At 49.6% G+C, this 16203-nt stretch carries 16 protein-coding genes and 1 pseudogene; 4 read left to right on the top strand and 13 right to left on the bottom strand.

All coding sequences use genetic code 11. From position 1 onward, the window contains the following. Positions 1–525: 525 nt before the first annotated feature. The 6 genes from DY231_RS08205 to DY231_RS08180 all read right to left on the bottom strand — a co-directional run bounded on the left by DY231_RS08205 (position 526) and on the right by DY231_RS08180 (position 6835). Positions 526–1149, bottom strand: coding sequence for a helix-turn-helix transcriptional regulator (locus tag DY231_RS08205; RefSeq protein ID WP_115627945.1), 624 nt, complete (start codon positions 1147–1149; stop codon positions 526–528). A 127-nt stretch (positions 1150–1276) separates the two neighbouring features. After that, the gene (locus tag DY231_RS08200) at positions 1277–1798 is read right to left on the bottom strand and encodes a fimbrial protein (protein ID WP_172588662.1); all 522 of its coding nucleotides are present in this window, start codon (positions 1796–1798) and stop codon (positions 1277–1279) included. Positions 1799–1852: 54 nt separating this feature from the next. Next, entirely contained in the window at positions 1853–2842 is a 990-nt protein-coding gene (locus DY231_RS08195) for a fimbrial protein (protein ID WP_115627943.1), read from the bottom strand. Positions 2843–2905: 63 nt separating this feature from the next. After that, positions 2906–5470 carry a fimbria/pilus outer membrane usher protein gene (locus DY231_RS08190; protein ID WP_115627942.1) on the bottom strand — a complete coding sequence of 855 codons (2565 nt, stop codon included), beginning with the start codon at positions 5468–5470 and terminating at the stop codon, positions 2906–2908. Between the two features lie 73 nt (positions 5471–5543). Then, on the bottom strand, positions 5544–6221 hold the full coding sequence (locus tag DY231_RS08185; protein ID WP_115627941.1) for a fimbrial biogenesis chaperone: 678 nt from the start codon (positions 6219–6221) through the stop codon (positions 5544–5546). A gap of 86 nt (positions 6222–6307) precedes the next feature. Then, a complete protein-coding gene (locus DY231_RS08180) occupies positions 6308–6835 on the bottom strand; it encodes a fimbrial protein (RefSeq protein WP_115627940.1) in 528 nt (175 codons plus the stop codon). 333 nt (positions 6836–7168) lie between these two features. Here DY231_RS08180 and DY231_RS08175 point away from each other — a divergent pair, with 333 nt between their 5' ends. Beyond that, positions 7169–7828 (top strand): helix-turn-helix domain-containing protein, encoded by a 660-nt coding sequence (locus tag DY231_RS08175; protein ID WP_115627939.1) that lies wholly within the window; start codon positions 7169–7171, stop codon positions 7826–7828. A 126-nt stretch (positions 7829–7954) separates the two neighbouring features. Continuing rightward, positions 7955–8599 (top strand): helix-turn-helix domain-containing protein, encoded by a 645-nt coding sequence (locus DY231_RS08170; protein WP_115627938.1) that lies wholly within the window; start codon positions 7955–7957, stop codon positions 8597–8599. A 195-nt stretch (positions 8600–8794) separates the two neighbouring features. On the opposite strand, the gene DY231_RS08165 is transcribed toward DY231_RS08170, so the two are convergent. Together DY231_RS08165 and proR are read right to left on the bottom strand one after the other, a co-directional pair. After that, positions 8795–9106 (bottom strand): helix-turn-helix domain-containing protein, encoded by a 312-nt coding sequence (locus DY231_RS08165; RefSeq protein ID WP_115627937.1) that lies wholly within the window; start codon positions 9104–9106, stop codon positions 8795–8797. A 252-nt stretch (positions 9107–9358) separates the two neighbouring features. Beyond that, positions 9359–9496, bottom strand: a pseudogene (gene proR / locus DY231_RS25365) (transcriptional regulator ProR); the annotation flags it as partial. Positions 9497–9611: 115 nt separating this feature from the next. Between proR and cueP the strand changes: the two are divergent. Beyond that, positions 9612–10154: a copper-binding periplasmic metallochaperone CueP gene (gene cueP / locus DY231_RS08155; protein ID WP_115627936.1), complete on the top strand. Its 543-nt coding sequence runs from the start codon at positions 9612–9614 to the stop codon at positions 10152–10154. A 47-nt stretch (positions 10155–10201) separates the two neighbouring features. On the opposite strand, the gene DY231_RS08150 is transcribed toward cueP, so the two are convergent. Genes DY231_RS08150 through DY231_RS08135 form a run of 4 tightly spaced genes read right to left on the bottom strand, consistent with a single transcriptional unit; the run spans position 10202 to position 13245 of the window. Then, positions 10202–10702 (bottom strand): nucleoside deaminase, encoded by a 501-nt coding sequence (locus DY231_RS08150; protein ID WP_115627935.1) that lies wholly within the window; start codon positions 10700–10702, stop codon positions 10202–10204. A 12-nt stretch (positions 10703–10714) separates the two neighbouring features. Next, entirely contained in the window at positions 10715–11473 is a 759-nt protein-coding gene (locus DY231_RS08145) for an ABC transporter permease (protein ID WP_115627934.1), read from the bottom strand. Further along, complete coding sequence (locus DY231_RS08140; RefSeq protein ID WP_115627933.1) at positions 11470–12249, bottom strand: ABC transporter ATP-binding protein; 780 nt, start codon at positions 12247–12249, stop codon at positions 11470–11472. The genes DY231_RS08145 and DY231_RS08140 overlap by 4 nt, the downstream gene beginning before the upstream one ends. A 9-nt stretch (positions 12250–12258) precedes the next feature. After that, positions 12259–13245: an ABC transporter substrate-binding protein gene (locus tag DY231_RS08135; protein WP_218568334.1), complete on the bottom strand. Its 987-nt coding sequence runs from the start codon at positions 13243–13245 to the stop codon at positions 12259–12261. Between the two features lie 260 nt (positions 13246–13505). Between DY231_RS08135 and acuI the strand changes: the two genes are divergently transcribed. Next, positions 13506–14480: an acrylyl-CoA reductase (NADPH) gene (gene acuI / locus DY231_RS08130; protein ID WP_115627932.1), complete on the top strand. Its 975-nt coding sequence runs from the start codon at positions 13506–13508 to the stop codon at positions 14478–14480. 590 nt (positions 14481–15070) lie between these two features. Here acuI and cobT read toward each other — a convergent pair. Continuing rightward, positions 15071–16123, bottom strand: a complete 1053-nt coding sequence (gene cobT / locus DY231_RS08125; RefSeq protein ID WP_115627931.1) for a nicotinate-nucleotide--dimethylbenzimidazole phosphoribosyltransferase — start codon at positions 16121–16123, stop codon at positions 15071–15073. Positions 16124–16203 lie beyond the last annotated feature (80 nt).

Below are 16203 nucleotides of genomic sequence, written 5' to 3'. Positions count from 1 at the left end.
ACCGGTTTCAGTCTCCATTCCAGGTAGATGAATAATCCGAAGAATAGCGCCAACCAAAGCATGCTGCTCAACTGAATTTGTTATCACATCAAGATAGTGGATATCTAACCATTGCAAGCCTGATCTCATTCCATTTTGTATCATTCATGCAGCTATAGCGCATTCAAACAAACCTCCTAAAAGCAACTTCGTACAAATTAGCACACTATGCTTTTAACAACGTCCGTTTTTGGCTTATGAAGACATTACTAACATCGGGATGTACTAATCAACGGGGAGCAGGTCAATTCAATAGAGCCCCATTCAAGGTCCAGTATCACATCAAGTCGCGAGTAACACATTTTTGCGATGCATAACTAGTTGTGATTTTAAACCAAATCTGCAATTTCCCCGTCCACTCGGACGCACCATTCGAATTAAAACCTTCTTAGTATTACCCTTTGTAAAAAAACAAACCCTCAAGAATTTATTCGTTAATATACACTGTCAGCAAATAGCGCTTCGTTTATTTTCCTTACCTTCTCGCTAAGAATAGAGATGTATTGGGGGGATATGCGATTTCATATTGTAAAGAAAACGCATCAACTCAAAATCATTTCGTAGATTAAATTTTTGCATGATTAAACGTTTATGAGCGCTGACTGTTTTAACATTAATACCCAAAGCCTGTGCAATTTGTGACAGACCCTGTCCATGCAGCATCTTTTGGGCAATCGTTACTTGCTGTGATGTCAGCGACAGGTATTTGCAGTTAAAGCATTTTCTATAGTCCTTCTTTTTAGACTCGTGAGCAATTTCATCCCATGCCGAAATTATCTTCTCCCGGCAATCGCTTATTGAATCTGTACGACAAATAATGACAAGCTTTTGGATGCATTTGGGTAATTCAGAAAGAAGCTTGCCTCTATCTGTTTCATATAAGCCAATAATCAACCCTGGTTTGCTGCGGTATTTTAACTTATAATGACAAGTGTATTCTTCCCCCGCAACAAAGCTTTGCACCACAACATCCGCTTCATTCATATTGAATTTTGTTAATACTTCAAACTGAACCGCTTTCTTTTTTTCGTGAAGAAAAATATTTTCTAGAAAAAATTGTAACCCATACCGATAAAAAGTGTTTGAATCCTCGATGGCAATATTTAGCATGGATGTCCTGTGAAATTATGTCTGAGTGCGGAAGTTTATCGGCCTAATTAAGCGAGATACTGGTGGCTTATACTGATGAATGGGCACGTGAAGTATGATTTCCACGAGCCCATTTACGAGCGGTGTTTTAGTTATAGGTAAACGTCACATTCACCACCAAAGCAATGGTCCCGGTGGTGACGTTGCCTTTAGACCACACGCGGCTCTGTAACGGGAAAACCGCCGTGTTATCTGCAGCGCGTGGAATGGTCAACGTTTTGGCGTTACCCAATGGAATATGCGTGGCATCACTACTTTGCAACTCCACCGCAACGTTGTTCGCAGTCCCTGTGCTGGTGTATAAACGGGAAGCATCCAAGGCGTCAGCCGCGCCACTGAATGTGGCAATCACGTTATTAGTACTGGCCGGGCAATTCTTCATATTAATAGTGAACGGCACCCAGTTGCTAAATGACCCTGCTGTCTCTAAATCAGCCGCCTGAAGAGTCTGCCCCAGGTCAACGTTAATCGTGCCAGAGCCATCGAGTACACATGGGGAAGCCACTACTTTCCCGGAGATATTAATCGTCACATCTGTCGCGTTAACACTCTTTGTTAATGCCAACGTGGTGAGGGTAGCCAGCAGGCTCATGCATAATTTTTTATTCATCATTTAAGTCCTGGTTTTATATAGAGGTATTTAGCTGTGAGACAAATTAAAACATCAGTTATAAACAATGGTGGCGTAAGCAATAGCATTCACATTCCCGGCGATAACAGGCTGGGCAAAAGCATAATATCGGGCAGTAAATGTGGGTGAAACAGTGCCATTCACCACATCTAAATTCATATAATGCCCTGCGCCTATGGGAACAGCGCTGTTATTGTTTAATATTTGGATTCCAATTGTACTGCCCGTAATGGCATCGCTGTTTCTAAATACGGCATTGTTGCTATCCACCACATCGCCGGTAAACATCAAAGAGATATTCGCCGGGCCGGTACAGGTCACATTAATATTAAATGTTTTATCCCCTGCCGTTGCACCCACCGTTGCCAGGTCATCGTTTAGAACGGTATTTAATGACACAGGGACCACAGGCGTTGCTGAACATGAGTTGATGACAGGATCGACGGGAATAGGCACGCCGGTACGAATGATCAGCATCGCCACATCAGGCGTGCCGCTTACGTCTGTCGCTTGTACCCGCAAATAATCCATCGGCGGAAGTATGCCGGCTTCAACCGGCCCGGTTTTCACAAATTCAATGGTCGCCGTTCCATTACCCATCGAGGTAAATTGAGGCGTTGATGAGTCATAAACTGTTGGCCAATAAGCACTGTCGTACCAGCCATCAATTCTTCCGCGGTAGGAAACGCCGGCCAGGCCAGTCGGGTATAGATTACCATTCGGTACTCCGTTGCCAAATTGGCCGATATGGAACCCTGCTCCCGACCCAATAACCTGACAACCATTTTGCGAAGGCCAACTTAATTGCATAGTCGCCAGTACCGATCCGACAGGTAAAGACGGGTCAATACTTAAATCAGCTGGTGGCGTCGCGTTATATATTACCGGGCAAGCTGCTTGCGTATACCCGGTGGTTAACGCAATTAAAAAAGGTGCCACTAATATGACTTTGCGAAATATACAATTGATAATGCCGGGGCAATAGGCTTTATTCAGGCGTAAAAAATCCATACTTAATTTCATTACTGTATCTCTTAAATAGAGTTGTGCTATTTAACGGAAATCAACGGAAGTTAGCGTAAAAGATTAATGGCATTGGCCATTAAGCGTTTGCACACCAGCATTTGCCACAGTCGTTCGGCGAAGCTGATAACCGACCTGACATTGCTCTTGCTTATCACTCCCCCACTTCACTAATAAATGGCCACTGTCAGCCAGGCCCGTGAGATAAACCTGCCCCGCATCACCGACAATAAAACCGTCATCATTTTTATGCGCCATGTCGGTCACGATTGAGCCGAATGGAACGGGCGCACCGCCCAAACGGATAAGGGTCATCAAGGCACGCTGACCAACGCTTGCGTTGAAGTTTGCGCGCACTACCGCTCCCCTTGTTGGCACCACATTCTGGTTATTGAGCGTTAAGTCGACATCATCTGGCAGCGACTGAGTATTAAGCTGCACCGCATTTTTACGATACGGACTGGTATATGGCACGATGGCATAACCACGCCAGTCGGTTTTCACGCCAGGCTGGTTGTCAACACCGACACCGCTCGCGCCAGGCGCCGACACTAACGCGACGGTTTCCCCCATCGGTTGACCAAAGGTTACGCCATTTTGATGAGCAATAACTCCACCCTGCACGCCATAATTCAGGCGTTGGCTATTCTGGTCGTAAGCATAACCACCCGTCACTTCGCCGTAGCTGCCACGATAATCAGTATTTAAGTTGCCGGTATAACCTGCACCCTGGCTGCCATAACCTTGTTGGATACCCCAGCTCAGGTTGTTGCCCTCCAGTGCTGTGCCGTTGAGCCCCACGCTATTGGTGGTATTCCCATGCTTACTGGTGCTCAGGTTATAGCTGGCATAAGTGTTCGACATAAATAGGTTCAACGGCACGCTGATGTTGAAACTAAATACCTGGTCGCGGTCGTAAATACGCCCGTAACCCGCGCTGCTGCTGGAGGTGGAATTCTCGTTATAGCTGTAATTGAGGCTGTAACTCACACCATTCCACGTGTTGTTATACCCGCCGCCAATCGAGCGCATAGTGCGGCCACTGTTCCAGTAATCTTCATTGACCCAACTGGCGGATAACGTCCCCAGATTGTGAGTAAGATCCTGGCTGATGCTCAGTTCACTGCGGTTGCGACGCCGCTCAATCAGCAATGGGCGGTTGCCATCACGCCAGGTGTCCATCACCTCTTGCAGGCTGTAGTAGCCATCCGTTGAATACCGATAACCCGCGATGGCGAAATTAGTGCCTGTTGGCACAAAGTTTTTGCTGTAGCGCACGCGCCAGGACTGGCCATTACTTTGCGCCTGCTCCTGCAACGTCGCCCACGCCTGCGTGATGTCAGTTGACAGCGCGCCGAACTCACCGAGATTTTTACCTAAGCCCAGCGCCATCGATTGATAGTGGTCGGCAAGCTGCCCGCCGCCGTAAAGCGTGAAGCCTTTTGGTAAACCGTAGATTGTCGTCCCTTGTGCGAACGGTGTTTTATCCACACTGCTGTCGTATGAACGATACTGGCCGCCGGTGATGCTGTATTTCAGCCGCCCTTCACGCTGCAAAACGGGCAGAGAAGCAAACGGCACCACCAGCAATTGTTCACTGCCATCAGCCTCTTTGATGGTGACATATAAATCGCCGGAGCCACCGGTCGGGTACATATCGGTAATCTCAAAAGCACCGGGTGCAACGTAGCTTTGATAAATGACATAACCGTTCTGGCGAATAATCACCTGGGCATTGGTGCGAGCAATCCCGCGCACCACTGGCGCATAGCCTTTCATGCTGTCCGGCATCATGTCGTCGTCGGAAGCCAGTTGCGCACCACGGAACGGTACGCTGTCGAATACGTCTGACGGCGAGTTACTGTCACCCAGCGTCAACTGACTTTTGAGTGAAATAATGCTGCGCGATGCGTAGGTATACACCGTGTTCCACTTATCCTGACCGTCACTATCACGGCTCCAGGTGGTGTAATTACGCAACCGCCAGGCGCCGATATTCAAACCAGGCCGCAAGTTGGCGTATTGCGTATCGCTGTTTGCCCCACTTCCGTTGCGGGAAAAGTTGTTCGCGCCGCTCAAGCTGTAGTTAAGCAAAAATGCTGGAATCCCGTTATCCCACTGGGCTTCCGGAACATAACCGCGTGCATTTTGTGAAACCGCCGCCTGCGGAATGCTCAGCAAGAGTTGCTGCCCGCTGAAGCGAAATTCTGCACTAGCCTGTGGAATAGCACTCAACCTGGCACACGGCGTATTTTTGTCACCCAAGGCCGGGAACAAATCCGTTTTCACCCCAAAGGCTGCGAGTTGCGCCACGCTCAAACAAGGCTGAAGACTCTCTTTACCCTGCAAATCTTTCTGAGTTTTGAATTCAACGTCACGCGTGTCTTGTATTTGGTTGTTGAGGTATATATCGACATGATAAGTACCGGGTGCCTGACCGGCGCCTATTTCAAAAACAGAAAGATCTGTTGCAGCCTGTTGCGCTGGATTAACTTCCAGCAGTGCCGGGTTAAATATATCTCGCGCCTGTACGCTACCCAGAAACATTAAATGTGCCGTAATAAATAAAGCCAGCCGACTGATGCGTAATGCGGGTTGTTTTGGCACCCGACTTTTATTGTTATTCATCTGGATATTCCCGTGTGCTGGCAATACTGTGAAAATGTTTAACCATTTCCGCCCTGTAATTGTGGCCAAATACTTACATCGTGCCTTTGTGTTCCGGGCCAATAGCGCCGTAGTCGCTGATCACTTTCCAGCTCACAGCACCGCTATTAACACCGGCAGGTAATTTGAAATTCGCGTGACTCAACGGGGCGACAAATGTCGCGTCTTTCAGTGGTTTCCCACCCACACTCACTTCCATAAAGTTCATATAGAAAGGCGTTGGGTTAGTGACCAGAACACTGCTGCCGCTGCGTTTCCAGCTCAGTTGCCCCGCGACGTCTTCCGGCACTCCTGTTAGCCCCTGTGGACGGAAAATCAGTTTGATACGGCTCTTCACCGCAATCTGTAAGGTGTTCTGGGTGGTTTTCCCGTCCCCGGAAGGAATGGCTTTGATATTCAGCCAGTACAGTGATTCCTGGTTTGAAGGCAGATTTCCGCCAGCCCGCACCACGCGCAGCACGTTGTTTTGCCCTCCATCAAGACGAAACAGCGGCGGCGTCACAATAAAGGGGGCTTTCTCAGCACCACCCGCGGTCGTTTCCACCCAGGTCTGAATCAGGTAGGGCACGTTGTCCGGGTTATTGACGCTCAGTGAAGACTCCTTCTTACTTGCGTCGTAAATAAGACGCGTACCGCCAACCACCACGCCAGCCTGAGCAAAGGCCGAAGTAAAACAAACCGTTGCCAGCACTAAACCGGTTAAAAATTTCATAAAATGTTCTCAAAGCAGTTAAAAGGCCGGTAACAGCGTCACCGGCAAGGAATGACTAAGGGCGTAATTATCTAAAAGATAAGGATTTAGTTATAAGTCACGCTAAAGTTTGCAGAAGAGTTTGCCGGGCCTGCGGTCACGGTGTTGGAAACAGAGATATAACGCGCGGTGAAGTTCAGATCGTTTTCAACGCTACCGGATTGCAAGGTATACGCCGTGGAGTCCTGGAACAGTGGCAACACATCGGCAACGTCAGAAATCTGGATGCCGACGCCGGTTGCAACACCGGAAACCTGAGTCAGTTTCAGTACGCTGTTGTCACCATTAAGTGCAGCGCCATCAAATTTGATTTTTGCCGTGCTCGCCGTCGCCGGGCAGTTAGTCAGTTTCAGGGTGAAACCTGTTGCTGCGGAAGTATCCCCTGAGGCATTGAATTCAGATTTGGCTACGCTGCCTAAATTCACAATCAATGGGGTGGATGGGGTATTGACCACATCACAACCAGTATCGATGATTTCACCCTGGAAATTAACCTGACCACCCGTTGCGAATACAGAGGCAGAAGAGATAATTGCAACTGCAGCGAAAGCCATAGTGATTAAATTCTTTTTCATTTCAAAATTCCTTATTGGTTTTATTTACCACAAATAAAGAGCACCAATTCCAAATAGAGTTATTTAGAAGGCACCTTTATTCCTTGCAGACCCAGAGCGGGCAGGAAATAAAAACAGAAGGCATATATTGCAAAATCACTTTATTGTAAAATGATTCAGCTTGCATCCACTCCAGTTTTTACTAAAGTGATATTCCAATATTCAATAAATAGTTTCAAGATGTTCAGTGTCTATTTTTAGACCCTGAAAGCCTTCATAAAGTAATAGATTGCTAGTCATAATTTCCTTCCTGAAATTTTTTCATCCGTAGAATATCTGCGAAGGAAATACAAAATGAATAACCTGCAAAAGACAGGAAAATCAAATACCTATGAATCAAGCTTAATTAAGCCTTTTTCAGATATCAATAAACTCATAACAATATTGCAACCAAGCTCTAGCAACATAGCTACAATGGGCAGGCAAAAAATCAACCTGCCCGAATCAGAAGGAAAACTAATATATTTGCTTCATGAAGGCAGTATTGCGTTAAATCGATGTAATGACGGCATGATTATAAGCTCCGAACGTGCGCCCTTCATTTTTGGGTTGTGCAAACAAATCACTTATTCCGGTAATGTTTTCATGCGCACCCAGGAAACAAGCAAAATAAGTTACCTGCCTTTGGACAAAGCCAATGAAATCATTACAAAGAACAACCTCTGGGAGGCATCGTGTCATATCATGATGTATATCGCCGCGCGCGTGTTTACCAACTACTCGCAACTCTCTCAGGCCTCATCTTACGAGATAATCCGCCACCAGCTTTTTGAGTTAATGAATGAATCAACCAGCGTAAGAAATACCGTTTCGGCAGCCAGTTACATTAAAGAACGTACCTTTTTATCGCGTAGCGGGATTATGCGAATCCTGGCAGAATTGAAAGCTGGCGGCTTCATTGACATTGATAAAGGGTTGTTAAAGAAAGTAAACCAACTCCCTTCCCGCTATTGAAATTTATTTCACTGACAGTTACGGTTTTCTTCCCCGCGAATCGCAGTATCTGAGTCGTTCAATGCAGTAAACAAATGGGATGTGCTATATTTTTTAAATGTTTATTGGCCTGTATGTGTAGCAGCCATGAAAGATAAAAGAACGATTATTCAAGAGTTTTTAAATGTTCCCTCACCTTACGCGCAAGAGTTGTTGCGGGAACTTTCTGAAGGGGTGAAGTTTAAAGTCTATCCACCCAGAACCCGTTTTAATACTGAAGATAATGGGCGTCATAATTGTTTTCTGCTGCGTGCGGGGGCCATTAATATTTGTGCTGACCCTAACGACAGAGTGATCAGTATTCAACAAGCCCCGGCTATTTTGGGTTTTATTACCCTGCTATCCAGTGCTGTGGATTTTAGAATTTACACCCTCTTTGAAAGCGAGATAGCCGTCATCTCCAGGGAAAAAGCATTTAGTGTTATTGCTGAAAAGAATTTGTGGGAAATCTATGCCAAACATGCCGAAATAGTCGCTAATAGATTGTATTTACAGAATATGTTTATTACAGCCCCCACCTCGTATGAGATCTTGCGCCACTTGCTTATCGATTTTATTAACCAGCCAGTAAACATTCGCCACTCTATTACCGTCGAGCGATATGTATGTGAAAGATCAAAGCTGTCCCGCAGTGGCGTGTTAAAGATATTGGCTAAGCTGAAAGAAGGTAATCACATCGTAATAGAGAAAGGCATTTTAATTGGGATCAATGATTTGCCTGAAGAGTTGTAATCTGAAAGCGTAAAACACAGCCGATACACTGCATATAAATACGTCTTCTTTGCAGAGGCCGTTACTGATTAGCTGCCGTAAATCCGCCATCGGTTTTCACAGATACCACCGTGGAAGGGGGCCGCTTGGAAAATGGAATCGATGGTCACTCCCTTTTTTGCAACATTGATTTCTGACGATAAGTAGGTTTAAAGTTCATATCCCTAAATTACCACTAGATTTTCTGGCTTCACGCACACGCATCAGTCTATTAATCAGATTGCGATCAGCATCGTAATAACGACTCGGCCAGATATCCTCAGCAGGAACACCAATCGCTTTGCTGATTAGCATTTCCCCTTTTGCCCACGGGCGGGAAAGTGCATTTGCAAGCGTTGAAGAACTCAATCCTGACTGACGGGATAAAGCAGCCAGGGAAGTGCCTTTTTTGCGTAGTGCGGCGATGATATCGGCTGGATGCCAGTCGTTCTGGAAAGGAAGGAACGCGGTGCTACGGGGTAACGTCATAAATAATCTCCGAGAGAAAGAATATATGTGTTCCCGATGTGATATTCAGGCTGCGAAACCTGGCTGCGGATTTTGCCGCAGCGGGGCTGACTATACCGTAGTCGTTAATGTTAACCAACCCGCTAATGAGTAGGTTGCGAATTGGTTTCCAAAGATATTTTGGTTGTTGCAGAGGGTTACATTAGACAGCGTAACCCTATTGGCTGGAGGAGTTTTATGCCTCAGAAAGCGCTTACCAAGTTTCGAAAGGGGCTAAACCTTAAACCCATAATGGCTGCCATCCGGTAACTCAATTTCAACACGCAGCTTACTTCCCGTCGCCTCTACATACCGTTTTAACGTCGATAATTTCAGGTCTTGCCCCTGCCTTTCCATGCCCGCTATACATGGCAAACACTATACCCCCACACTCTGTAAAGTTTTGCATATCATTTTGACCCTCCCCTTACTGGAAGGTTTAGTCTCTGCGGCAGGCTTAATTCCCTCTTTTGAAAGGTATTCATTGATGAAACAAAAACTGCTTTTCGCCTTACTGGCACTCAGCATCAGCGGCTCTGCGTTAGCTGCGCAGGGTGATGCTGATTTCCTTGCCGCACACGGTATTTCAGGCAAAACTACCGAGCAAATGGTGGAGGCGATCGACGGTTCGACTCAGGCGCGTCCGCTGCCATATAACGCAGGGATCACCAGCACCGAGTTGAAATTATCCGATGGGACGCAGCAGTTCAGCTACCCGTTGGGCGATAAGTTTTACCTGTCGTTCGCACCGTATCTGACACAAACCCATCCGTGTTTTAACCACAGCCTGTCGGGCTGTCGCGGAGAGTTGGCGAATACGCCATTTGAGGTAAAAGTGACGGATAAAAGCGGCAAAGTCCTGGTGCAGAAAAGCATGACCAGCCACGCCAACGGGTTTGTCGGCGTGTGGCTACCCCGAGATATCGAAGGCACAATTGAAGTGAACTATCAGGGCAAAACCGCCAGCGCACCGATAGCGACACATAAAGACAGCCAGACCTGTTTAACCACGCTGCAATTGCAAGGTTAACCGTTGTCATGTCGGGTGAGGCTAACGTTCACCCGACATTCAACCCTCTATCTGTGCGACCAAAACGCCTGCTGCATCGCCCTCGTCTCTTCGATGATTTCCGGCACCGGGCCGATTAACTCCACCGGTTTCTGGCAATGCTCAAAAACATATTTCGATGACACGCTCATCGTCGGGTTTTCTTCGTGGCTGCCTGTCGCCTCCAGCAATTGGCTTTCGTACATGCCGAAAACCACCCGCCCAATGTTCGCCCAGTACGCGGTTCCCGCGCACATACAACATGGCTCGACGGCGGTATACAGCGTGCACTGCCACAAATATTCGGCGGTGTAATTGGTGGCAGCGATTCGCGCAAGCGTCGATTCCGCATGGTTTACGGTGTCGATGTTGCACTGCTCGAGCAGCACAGTTTCGTTATCCGGCGCGACTAATAATGCGCCAAACGGATGATGCCCGAGGGCAATCGCTCGCTGCGCCACGGCATTAGAGCGGCGCAGGTGGCGTAAAATTTGTTCTTTGTTCGGCCCTGGCCCACGTTTTACAGACATATTTTTCCATCCTTATTTTGCATCAAGGCTCCATGGGAACAGGCGTTTTTGCAGCCAACTCACCAGGCCATAAAGGGTCAAACTACACACCACCAGCAGGAACAAACTGGCGAAGGCCAGGGGGATTTTGAATGATGAGGTGCTGAACAAAATCAGATAACCCAGCCCCTGGTCGGCGGCGACAAACTCCGCGACTACCGCCCCGATTATCGACAGCGTAATCGCTACTTTCAGCGCGCTGAAAATATACGGCACAGCATAGGGCATGCGGATTTGCCAGTATTCACGGTTACGCGGCGCGCGCAGGGTTTTCGAGAGTTCGATCAACTCGGCAGGCACTGACGTCATACCCGTAGCGGTGGAAATCACCAGTGGGAAAAACGAAATCAGTGTGGTGATCACCACCCGCGGCAGCATGCCGGAGCCGAGCGTGACGACAATAATGGGCGCAATTGCCACAACCGGCGTGGACTGAATCACAATCAGCCACGGTAACACCAGGCGGGCGAGCAATTTAGAGCTGACGATAGCAATGGCAAGTGGCAGCGCAATCACAATCGCCAGCAGGAAACCGCTTAACGCCACGCTTAACGTCGCCAGAATATGCGTCAACCAACGCCCGGCATCCAGGGTGCTGACAGAGGCAAAAATAGCCGACGGCGAAGGCAGGATAAACACCGGGATCGCAAATAATTTACATGCTCCCTCCCAAATCAAAATCGCCACCACCAGTGCCAGCAGCGCGATGTATCGTTCCAGAAACGCTCTCATACTGGCTCCTTGCGGCAGCTAAACACTTTGTGGCGGATCTGCGCCGTTAACTCGTGGAACAGCGGATGATTCAGCGTCTCTTCATTTCTTGGACGCACCAGCGGCACATCAATAATTTCGCTGACCCGCCCGGGGCGCGCACTCATCACCACAATTCGGTCGGAAAGCAGCAACGCCTCCTGAATCGAGTGCGTGACGAACAGCACCGTTTTCGGGCGTTCGTTCCAGATGCGCATCAGCTCAAAGCTCATTTCATCGCGCGTCAGGGAATCGAGGGCCGAAAACGGCTCATCCATCAACAAAATATCCGGGTCATGCAGCAGCGAACGAGCGATGGAAACGCGTTGTTGCATGCCGCCTGACAGCTCCGCCGGGCGTTTGCCTGCAAACTGCGTCAGGCCAGTCATTTCCAGCAGTTCATGTCCGCGAGCAATATCTTTGGCATCGACGCGACCATATTTGTGCTTCATCGGAAAGGTGATGTTATCGAGCACGTTAAGCCACGGCAGCAGTGTCGGTTTCTGGAACACAAAACCCATTTCGTCACGCGGTTCTGTAACGGGTTTGCCATACACCGAAATCGTGCCGCTGCTCGGTTTGAGCAGCCCGGCAATCAAACGCAAAATGGTCGATTTCCCGCAGCCTGACGGGCCAATAAACGAGACAAATTCATGGCGGCGCAGCGTCAGATTCACTTCATCGAGCGCGGTAACCTCGGTGCCATCGGCGGATATAAACGTTTGATTAACATCACTCAACTCTATAACAGGCTGCATGGCATTCCCTTACTTAGCGAGATATCGACGGTCAACCAGCGTTTCCGGGTTCACTTTATCAAGCGGATATTTCATTGATTTTGCCACCCACTCCCAGGTGTGTTTTAACAGCACCGGATCGAATTGGCCCAGCCCATCCTTCTGGCTGATTTCATTGTTAATCAGCGGTTTTGTGACATTGAAATCGGCTTCCAGCATCGCGACGTCTGCTTCTGGCACCATAGCTTTTTGGTCCGCAGCGGCTTTATCCGGATGCGCGAGACTAAACTCGATAGACTTTTTCGCCGCCCGCAGGAAGCGCGCCACCACATCTGGCTTCTCATTAATTAATTTATCGGAGGCAAAAAACGACAGACCATAACCATCGAGGCCGTAATCGGTCCACGCCAGTTCAAGCGGTTTTTTGCCAACTTGAGTCAGTGTGGCTTCAATACTCGGGCGGTTGGTTGACCACACCACGACGCCGTCAACACGCCCGTGCGCCAGCATCGGCACCAGCGTGCCAGGGTCGGCTTTGATCTGTTTTACGCTGTCAGGATCAACGCCGTTGTTTTGCAGCATGATGGGCAATAGCGCGTTCGAGGCTGAGAACGTCGGGATACCCAGCGTTTTGCCTTTCAGGCTTTTCATGTCAGTCACGCCGCTACCCTGCCAGGAGTAAATCGCATCAGGCTGTTTCGAGTAGATACTCATAATGGCTTTCACTGGAATACCGCCTTCGGCCTGCGCCATCATTAATGACGCAATCCCGCCGGTGCCAATGTCCGCCGCACCCGAAGCGATTTTGGTCAGCGTGTCGCTGCTGCCCCGCCCCGGCAGAATGGTCACATCCAGCCCTTCTTCAGCGTAAAACCCTTCCTGAACACCCACAAAAACGAACGCTTTATCGCCACCGTTTGGCATCCAGTCGAGCTGCAATTTGAGCTTATCCAGCGCGCTCGCATGCGCACTTACCAGTGCCAGGGCTACTGCGGTCGTCAGTCGTAAAATACGCATGCTTATCTCCTCAAAAAGTGGCGAATTTGCCCCGCGGGCAAATGTGAAACGTTTGTCACAACAGTTAGAAACTTTTGTTTCAAACATACGAGGAGCAAGGTGAAAAGTTAAAATAGGAAAATCTTATAACCTGCTAAAAAGCAGGCGTTTACGCAAGTAATGGGGTCGGCGTTCTTTATTCTCAGGCGCGACGGGTATACCGTGTTGGGCATTAGAAACATCTCAACCGGAATACCCGGTTCATAGAATGAGGATTCACCATGAAAGCAGTCGTACTTGAACAAGTTGAAGGCCAGACTCAGGCAGAAGTAAAACAAATTGCCGTTCCGGCTGAAGAGTTGGGAAATGTGCTGGTCAACGTTGAATGGTCAAGTCTGAACTATAAAGATGCGCTGGCCATTACCGGCAAAGGCAAAATCATCCGCAACTTCCCGATGGTGCCGGGCATTGATTTCGCAGGCCGCGTAGCAGCGAGCAGCGACTCTGCTTTTAGCGCGGGCCAGGAAGTGGTACTGACCGGCTGGGGCGTGGGCGAAAATCATTGGGGCGGCCTGGCAGAACAAGCACGCGTGAAATCCGAATGGCTGGTGCCACTGCCTGCGGGCTTAACCGCACGCCAGGCAATGATTGTCGGTACAGCGGGCTTCACTGCCATGTTGTGCGTGATGGCGCTGGAAGAAGCAGGCGTAACCCCTGCAAGTGGCGAAGTGGTGGTCACGGGCGCCAGTGGCGGCGTGGGTAGCACTGCAATTGCCCTGCTCCATGCTTTGGGTTATCAAGTGGTGGCGGTTTCAGGTCGTGAATCCACTCACGACTATCTGCGCCAGTTGGGTGCCAGCCGCATTCTGCCGCGCAGTGAATTTGCTGAAACTCGCCCGCTGGAAAAACAAGTGTGGGCCGGTGCAGTCGATACCGTCGGCGGCAATGTGCTCGCGAAACTGCTGGCACAGATGAACTATTCCGGTTGTGTTGCGGCCTGTGGTCTGGCGGGTGGTTTCTCGCTGCCAACAACCGTGATGCCATTTATTTTGCGTAACGTGCGCCTGCAAGGTGTGGATTCGGTGAGTGCACCGATTGAGCGCCGAGTTGCCGCGTGGAAGCGTCTGGCCGAATTGCTGCCGGAGAGTTTCTATGAGATGGCGACGACGGAGATTAGTCTGGAGCAGGCACCGAAATTTGCCGATGATTTTATGAATAACGCCATTCAGGGCCGGACATTGGTTAAGGTGAGCTAATCCAATTTGGCCTTTATGGGATCGGAATTATTCCGTTCACTAAGCGTTCAGTGTTCCCTGTAATTACCGGAACGGTGAACGAGCCAAGGGTGCTAACCGCAGCACCCTTGGCAATCCCGGCTCCCGGCCTCTAAATCGCCGCTTCGCGGTAAACCTTCATTTTTCCTTTCAGTCGCTGGGTCGGTTGTGACTCGCTCCCGGCGGATCACAACCTCTCGCCGTTCCCGACGGCTCGACCCGCTTCTTACAGTCAAAACGAAGGCGATTTATGCCGGACTCAAAAGTCAAAATCCAAAGCCGGACCGGTTTTGACCTTGTTCCCGGTATAAATTGCCCCAGCGTTACCCATAAGTCAGGGTTGAACTGCCGGGAGCAGCGAAAGAGAGCGATCCGCCGGGAGCGAGTCGCGAACGACCCTGAACGTTGGGGATAAGCTGGGGTTTACCGCGAAGCGGCAATTTAATCACCGGGCGACGGGGTTGCCAGGGGGCTGGCGTGAGCCACCTGGCACGTTCACCGTTCGCTGAAATCTATGTGAAAACGGAACGCTCGGGTGAACGGAAAACTGCAATCTATGCTTAATCGGGAACTCAACCCGGCAACACAATGTTGCTGTCTGCCAGCGACCCCATCTCGTTATGCATCGCGCACGCCGCATCCACTAAATGCATCGCCAGCGCGGCACCGCTGCCCTCGCCCAGACGCATACCCATCTGCAAATACGGCTCCAGCCCTAACTTGCTCATCGCAATCACCGCACCTTTCTCAGCCGATAAATGCGAAGGAATCAGGTATTCACGCACGCCTGGTGCAATCTGGCACGCGGCGAGGGCTGAGGCATACGACAAGAAGCCATCAAGCACCACCGGAAGCCCTGCCGCCGCAGCACCCAGCATCACGCCCGTCATGCCGACAAGATCAAAACCGCCCACTTTCGCCAGCACATCAATACCGTCTGCGGCATCTGGCTGATTCGTTTCAATCGCCTGGCGTACCACAGCGATTTTGTGATGCAGTTTGTCACTCGGGAAATTCGCACCCATACCCACGACATCGTCGGGCGAGCTATCAGTTAATACGCTGACCATCGCCGCCGCAGGCGTGGTGTTTGCCATACCCAGCTCACCTACGCCAAATAGCGTGACGCCTTCTGCGGCTTTTTGCATAGTGAGTTGCATGGTTGCCAGCAGCAAATCTTCGGCCTGTTGGCGGCTCATCGCCGGGCCTTGCGCGATGTTGCCGCTGCCGCGTGCCGCTTTCATATCCAGCACGCCAGGTAACGCATCGCTGTCGATACCGACATCCACCACATGAATATCGGCACCCACGGTCGCGCCTAATACGCATACGCCGGTGTTGTGGCGCGTCATGTTGGTTGCCTGAATCGCGGTCACAATTTGCGGGGAGATCGCCACACCTTCCGCATAAACACCGTGGTCGGCGCACATCACGAAGATTGATTTGCGTTGAGTGTTCAGGCCGTTTTTCATGCCTGGCATTCCTGCCAGTTGCACTGCTAACGCTTCGAGGCGGCCAAGGCTACCGAACGGTTTTAACAGACCGTCGATGTGTTGTTGTGCGCGAGCCATCGCTTCGCTATCAAGCGGAGAAATCATTGCCAAAAGGGAGTTCAGTGTTTGCATTTTATTCTCTTTAGAGCCTTACAAAATGGTGGATGACGCTGCGCTTATCCCCCCAACGAAAGACAAACCGTAGGTCGGAT

It is taken from the genome of Buttiauxella agrestis, assembly GCF_900446255.1.
In the GTDB taxonomy this organism is placed as follows: domain Bacteria; phylum Pseudomonadota; class Gammaproteobacteria; order Enterobacterales; family Enterobacteriaceae; genus Buttiauxella; species Buttiauxella agrestis.
This window is presented reverse-complemented; position numbering and strand designations above follow the sequence as displayed.

Bases quoted from the DNA above. Each gene is read 5' to 3' on its own strand.
- DY231_RS08145 (WP_115627934.1), bottom strand. From the start codon at position 11,473: ATGAGAGCGTTTCTGGAACGATACATCGCGCTGCTGGCACTGGTGGTG.
- DY231_RS08140 (WP_115627933.1), bottom strand. From the start codon at position 12,249: ATGCAGCCTGTTATAGAGTTGAGTGATGTTAATCAAACGTTTATATCC.
- DY231_RS08200 (WP_172588662.1), bottom strand. From the start codon at position 1,798: ATGAATAAAAAATTATGCATGAGCCTGCTGGCTACCCTCACCACGTTG.
- acuI (WP_115627932.1), top strand. From the start codon at position 13,506: ATGAAAGCAGTCGTACTTGAACAAGTTGAAGGCCAGACTCAGGCAGAA.
- DY231_RS08205 (WP_115627945.1), bottom strand. From the start codon at position 1,149: ATGCTAAATATTGCCATCGAGGATTCAAACACTTTTTATCGGTATGGG.
- DY231_RS08165 (WP_115627937.1), bottom strand. From the start codon at position 9,106: ATGACGTTACCCCGTAGCACCGCGTTCCTTCCTTTCCAGAACGACTGG.
- DY231_RS08170 (WP_115627938.1), top strand. From the start codon at position 7,955: ATGAAAGATAAAAGAACGATTATTCAAGAGTTTTTAAATGTTCCCTCA.
- DY231_RS08135 (WP_218568334.1), bottom strand. From the start codon at position 13,245: ATGCGTATTTTACGACTGACGACCGCAGTAGCCCTGGCACTGGTAAGT.
- DY231_RS08195 (WP_115627943.1), bottom strand. From the start codon at position 2,842: ATGAAATTAAGTATGGATTTTTTACGCCTGAATAAAGCCTATTGCCCC.
- DY231_RS08180 (WP_115627940.1), bottom strand. From the start codon at position 6,835: ATGAAAAAGAATTTAATCACTATGGCTTTCGCTGCAGTTGCAATTATC.
- cueP (WP_115627936.1), top strand. From the start codon at position 9,612: ATGAAACAAAAACTGCTTTTCGCCTTACTGGCACTCAGCATCAGCGGC.
- DY231_RS08150 (WP_115627935.1), bottom strand. From the start codon at position 10,702: ATGTCTGTAAAACGTGGGCCAGGGCCGAACAAAGAACAAATTTTACGC.
- DY231_RS08175 (WP_115627939.1), top strand. From the start codon at position 7,169: ATGAATAACCTGCAAAAGACAGGAAAATCAAATACCTATGAATCAAGC.
- cobT (WP_115627931.1), bottom strand. From the start codon at position 16,123: ATGCAAACACTGAACTCCCTTTTGGCAATGATTTCTCCGCTTGATAGC.
- DY231_RS08190 (WP_115627942.1), bottom strand. From the start codon at position 5,470: ATGAATAACAATAAAAGTCGGGTGCCAAAACAACCCGCATTACGCATC.
- DY231_RS08185 (WP_115627941.1), bottom strand. From the start codon at position 6,221: ATGAAATTTTTAACCGGTTTAGTGCTGGCAACGGTTTGTTTTACTTCG.